The sequence below is a fragment of the Pandoraea sp. B-6 genome (genome assembly GCF_000282835.1).
Taxonomy (GTDB): domain Bacteria; phylum Pseudomonadota; class Gammaproteobacteria; order Burkholderiales; family Burkholderiaceae; genus Pandoraea; species Pandoraea cepalis.
In genome coordinates this window covers 1,066-6,233 of the sequence record NZ_KB290555.1, presented here as the reverse complement: position 1 = coordinate 6,233, position 5,168 = coordinate 1,066, and the positions used below count along the sequence as shown (strand labels likewise).

General features: G+C 64.4%; 4 protein-coding genes. 3 read left to right on the top strand and 1 reads right to left on the bottom strand.

Translation table 11 applies throughout. The annotated features are described in order from the left end of the window. The first annotated feature begins 360 nt into the window (after positions 1-360). Positions 361-1,560 carry an ATP-binding protein gene (locus tag A985_RS0120210; RefSeq protein ID WP_017235191.1) on the top strand — a complete coding sequence of 400 codons (1,200 nt, stop codon included), beginning with the start codon at positions 361-363 and terminating at the stop codon, positions 1,558-1,560. A gap of 164 nt (positions 1,561-1,724) precedes the next feature. Here the strand turns inward: A985_RS0120210 and fliE are convergent, their stop codons facing one another. Then, complete coding sequence (gene fliE / locus A985_RS0120205; protein ID WP_017235190.1) at positions 1,725-2,060, bottom strand: flagellar hook-basal body complex protein FliE; 336 nt, start codon at positions 2,058-2,060, stop codon at positions 1,725-1,727. Positions 2,061-2,410: 350 nt separating this feature from the next. Here fliE and fliF point away from each other — a divergent pair, with 350 nt between their 5' ends. Together fliF and fliG are read left to right on the top strand one after the other, a co-directional pair. Next, the gene (gene fliF / locus A985_RS0120200; protein ID WP_017235189.1) at positions 2,411-4,096 is read left to right on the top strand and encodes a flagellar basal-body MS-ring/collar protein FliF; all 1,686 of its coding nucleotides are present in this window, start codon (positions 2,411-2,413) and stop codon (positions 4,094-4,096) included. Further along, positions 4,083-5,081 carry a flagellar motor switch protein FliG gene (fliG, locus tag A985_RS0120195; protein WP_017235188.1) on the top strand — a complete coding sequence of 333 codons (999 nt, stop codon included), beginning with the start codon at positions 4,083-4,085 and terminating at the stop codon, positions 5,079-5,081. The genes fliF and fliG overlap by 14 nt, the downstream gene beginning before the upstream one ends. The last annotated feature ends 87 nt before the right edge of the window (positions 5,082-5,168 follow it).

The following is a 5,168-nucleotide window of genomic DNA, read 5'->3' as shown; positions in this document are numbered from 1 at the left end:
CCCGCCGCCGCTGCCGCCGGGCGTCGCCGCCCCGGCGTCCTCGGCCGACTTGCCGGCCGCCGCAGCCACGTCACCGTCCAACGCATTCGACAATCCATCCGCCGACCACCGCACGCGCTAAGTCATGCCGTTCGCACATCGGGCGAGCGTGCGGTGAAGTGTCTGAATTCCTGCCCTGCCCCGTAACCGCTGACGAGCGGCGCACCGCTGCGGGCAAAGGCTTCCCCGGCTTCCTCGCGATGGGCAGACGTTTTGCCATCCGCGCAGCACAAGCGATCTCACTAGGATTCTCTCCGTATGTCGCGGCACCGCGTGCCGGGCATGGGCATTTGCTCGCCAACCCAACCTTGCGTGTCTGCCATGGAAGCCATTCAGAATCCTTTCAATCCCGGCGCGGGAACACCGCCGCCCTCCTTGTCCGGACGCGATGATATTCGCGAGGAAGTGCGTGTCTGCATCGAACGCCTTCGCATCGGACGCCACGCCAATGGTCAACTGCTGATCGGCCTGCGTGGTGTCGGCAAGACGGTGCTGCTCGAACGTCTCCTTTACGACACCGAACAGCAAGGCGCGATCACCGTGCATCTCGAAGCCCCGGAAGTGAAGTCGCTGCCGGCCTCGATCGCCCCGGCGTTGCGTGTCGCGTTATTGCGCATGAGTCGAACACAGTCGGCGAAGGACACCGTCGTTCGAGGATTGCGCGCGCTCGCCGGCTTCGTCTCCGGATTGAAAGTCACCTATGACGGCATCGAAGTCGGTCTGGATTACGCGCCCGAGCCAGGTCTGGCGGATTGCGGCATTCTCGACCTGGATCTTTGTGCACTGCTCGTTGAGGTGGGGCGCGCGGCCCGATCGGCGCACACCGTGCTCGCCATTTTTATCGACGAACTTCAGGGCATGCCGAAGCGGGAGTTGTCCGCGTTGCTTTACGCCCTTCACCGATGCGCGCAATACCAGCTGCCCGTCATTCTGATCGGCGCAGGCTTGCCGCCACTGATCCGGCAGGTGGGTGACGCCAAGTCCTATGCGGAGCGAATGTTCGAAATCGCCACGATCGGACCGCTCTCGAATGCCGGGGCACGCGATGCGATCGCCGTCCCCGCCGCACAAGCCGGCGTCGCCATCACGCCGGATGCGCTTGACGAGATCGTCGAGCGCACGGGCGCCTACCCATATTTTCTCCAACAATGGGGGAAGCTCGTCTGGAAGGTGGCGCACGAAAGTCCCATCACTTCGGAACACGTCAGACTTGCGTCGAGGGCGGCCATCGATGCGCTGGATAACAACTTTTACCGCCTCCGCTTCGAGCGGCTGCCCCCGACGGAAAAGCACTACCTGCGGGCGATGGCAGAGTTGGGAGAAGGTCCGCACGATCTGCACGCCGTCGCCGCGGAATTTGGCAAACCTGCCGAAGCGCTTGAACCGGTTCGACAGGCACTCGTCAACAAGGGCATGCTCTACAGCACCCCGCTGGACGATGCGGCATTCACCGTGCCGCGCTTTCACGCATTTCTGAAGCGCATCATGCCGCCGCAACCCGCATGCGCGGGTGCGGCATGACCGGTGCGCGGCCTGCCGGCCCGGGCACGTCATCGGCCGGCAGCGCATCGCCCCTCTCGCGAGCACGCGCCCGCCGACAATAAAAAAGCCCCGTCCAAGGTCGACGAGGCCTTTTCGGTGCGGACGACGTGCTTCGGCGCGCCCTCCCATGCCCTACGTGGGCATTACACCTGCATGTTCATCACGGTCGTATAGGCCGACACGAGTTTGTTGCGCACTTGCAAGCTCATCTGGAAGCCGATGTTGGCTTTCTGCAGATCGACCATGACGTCGTTGAGCGCCACGCCCGGCTGCCCCATTTCGAACGCGCGAGCCTGTGACTCCGCGCCGTTCTGCGCCGACGAAACGCGCTTGAGCGAGTTTTCCAGTTCGGACGCGAAACCACCCGTCGCCGAGGCCGCGCCGGTGCCAGCGGTCGAGGTGCCCAGGATCGAGCCCGCCGCCTGCGACGCCACACTGCCCAGCTTCTGCAATACCGACTCGATCCCCGGAATGGCCATGATGCTCGTCCTCGCTTGTCTTCGATTGGCACCGGCAGCGCCGCGACACCGCGTCGTGCTCACCGGTTTGCCTCTTATCAGTTACGTCGGAGCTTACCACCGCCTGGCAAGCCCCCAAGACCCTAATTGGCGGCAAAACACCCGCCTAATCCTTGAAACGATTCCATATTCGGCAACGAATAATCAGGACCATCGGCATCGTGCGCACCGGGTAACGGACCTTTCCAATCCTTAGCGCCCGTCGCACGTGAGCGCGATGCCAAGCGTACCCCCGGAGAATTCTGTCGCATGTTAGTGAGCACTTCCACCGCGAAGAACGTCGTGTTAACGCCGCTGGCGTGGAGCCGCGCATGAACGCCGCCACCCAGTCGGCGGACGTCGCCGCCAAGTCGCCCCTGCTGGCGCAGTTGCGCTCGCGCGAGCGCTTGCCGCTGCTCATCGGTGGCGCGGCCCTCATCGCCTTGCTGATCGCCGTTTTCCTGTGGAGCCGTGCCCCCGACTACAAGGTGTTGTACAGCAACCTGGGCGATCGCGACGGGGGTGCCATCATCACCTCGCTGCAGCAGATGAACGTGCCGTACAAGTTCGCCGAGGGCGGCGGTGCCATTCTGGTGCCGGCCGAGCAGGTGCACGAAGTGCGGCTGCGTCTGGCCTCGCAAGGGCTGCCCAAGGGCGGTCTGGTCGGCTTCGAATTGATGGACAACCAGAAGTTCGGCATCAGCCAGTTTGCCGAGCAGGTCAATTACCAGCGCGCCCTCGAAGGCGAACTCGCCCGCTCGATCGAATCGCTGTCGGCGGTGCAGGCCGCGCGCGTGCATCTCGCGATCCCCAAGCCGTCGGTCTTCGTGCGTGAGCAGCAAAAGCCCAGCGCCTCGGTGCTCGTCACGCTGTATCCGGGCCGCGTGCTCGACGACGGCCAGGTCAGCGCCATTGTCCACATGGTCGCATCGGGTGTGCCCGAGCTGCCGGTCAAGAACGTGACGGTGCTCGATCAGAACGGCAATCTGCTCTCCGCGCAGAGCGCCAATGCGCTGGGTCTGGACGCCAGCCAGCTCAAGTACGTTCGCGAACTCGAACAATCGTATGCGCGCCGTATCGAGGCCATCCTGAACCCGATCGTCGGGCCGGGCAACGTGCACGCTCAGGTGACGGCGGACGTCGACTTCAACCAGGTCGAGCAGACGTCGGAGAATTACAAGCCGAATTCGGGCGAGCAGGCGGTGCGCAGTCAGCAGAACAGCGAAGCCTCGCAAATCGGCATCACGCCCGCCGGCGGGGTGCCCGGCGCGTTGTCGAACCAGCCGCCGGGTCAAGCCACCGCGCCCATCACGCAAACGCAGCAGCAGTTCGCCCAGCAAAACGCCGCAAACGCGGCAAGCGCCGCCAGCGCGCCGCAGGGCCCGCGCAGCGACCGCAAGGACGCCACGGTCAACTACGAAGTCGACCGCACGATTCGCCATGTTCAGCAAGCGACGGGCGGTCTGAAGCGTCTGTCGGCCGCCGTGGTGGTGAACTATCACCCGGGCACCGACGCGAAGGGCAAGGCCGCGATGGTGGCGCTCACGCAAGCGCAGCTCGACCAGATACAGAACCTGGCGAAGGAAGCCATCGGCTACTCGACCCAGCGCGGCGACACGCTCAACATCGTCAACAGCCCGTTCACGGTCGAGGCCGATCCGGAAGCCAACCTGCCGTGGTGGCGTCAGCGCCAGAACATCGAATTGGCCAAGCAAGTCGGCAAGTGGGTCTTGATCGGCCTGGTCGGCCTCTATCTGTGGTTCGGCGTCATTCGTCCGGCCATTCGCAAGCATCTGACCCCGCCGCCGCCGGCCGAGCCCACGCTGGCCGGTGCGGCCGGTGCCGCCGGGGGAGAAGGCGTCGAGGGCGAGAATGCCGACGGCGAGGCCGGCAAGCGGGCCGAAGTCAGCGCCTACGAGCGCAATTTGCAGTACGCGCGCCAAGTCGCGCGACAGGATCCGAAGATCGTGGCAACGGTAGTCAAATCATGGGTGGGTGGTGGCGATGAGCGCGGCTGAGGGACTCGAACGCAGTGCCATCCTCCTGATGTCGCTGGGTGAAGACGAAGCGGCGGAGGTCTTCAAGTACCTCGCGCCGCGCGAAGTGCAAAAGCTCGGCGCGGCCATGGCCTCGCTGCGGCAGGGCACGCGCGACCAGATCGCCGACGTGTTGCAGGACTTCGTGCTCGAAGCCGAACAGCACTCGGCGCTTTCGCTCGATTCTTCCGAATACATCCGCTCGGTGCTCAACAAGGCGCTGGGCAACGACAAGGCCGCGGGCCTGATCGAGCGCATTCTTCAAGGCGGCGACACCAGCGGCATCGAGGGTCTGAAGTGGATGGACTCGACGGCCGTCGCCGAGCTGATCCGCCATGAGCATCCGCAGATCATCGCCACGATCCTCGTACACCTCGACCGCGACCAGGCCTCGGAAGTGCTCGCGCTGTTCACAGAGCGTCTGCGCAACGACGTCGTCTTGCGCATTGCCACGCTCGACGGCATTCAGCCTGCCGCGCTACGTGAGCTGAACGACGTGTTGACGAAACTGCTTTCGGGCAGCGAGAACATCAAGCGCAGCCCGATGGGCGGTGTACGCACCGCAGCGGAAATTCTCAATTACCTGGGCGGGGTGCACGAAGAGTCGGTCATCGAAGCCGTGCGCAACTACGACTCGGACCTCGCGGCGAAGATCGTCGAAGAGATGTTCGTGTTCGAGAACCTGCTCGACGTGGAAGACCGCAGCATCCAGGTGCTGCTCAAGGAGATCGAGTCGGAGTCGCTCATCATCGCGCTCAAGGGCGCGCCGGTCGAGCTGCGCGAGAAGTTCTTCAAGAACATGTCCGCGCGCGCGGCCGAGCTGCTGCGCGAAGATCTCGAATCCCGCGGTCCGGTGCGCGTTTCGGAAGTCGAAGCCGAACAGAAGAAGGTGCTGCAAGTGGTGCGGCGCCTCGCCGATCAGGGCGCCATCATGGTGGGCGGCCGCGGCGAAGACGCTTACGTGTAACCGACCAGGGACCGCGCGCGCATGTCGACCATCATTCCGAAAGAACGCCTTTCCGCCTGGCAGCGCTGGGAGATGGCGTCGTTCGAC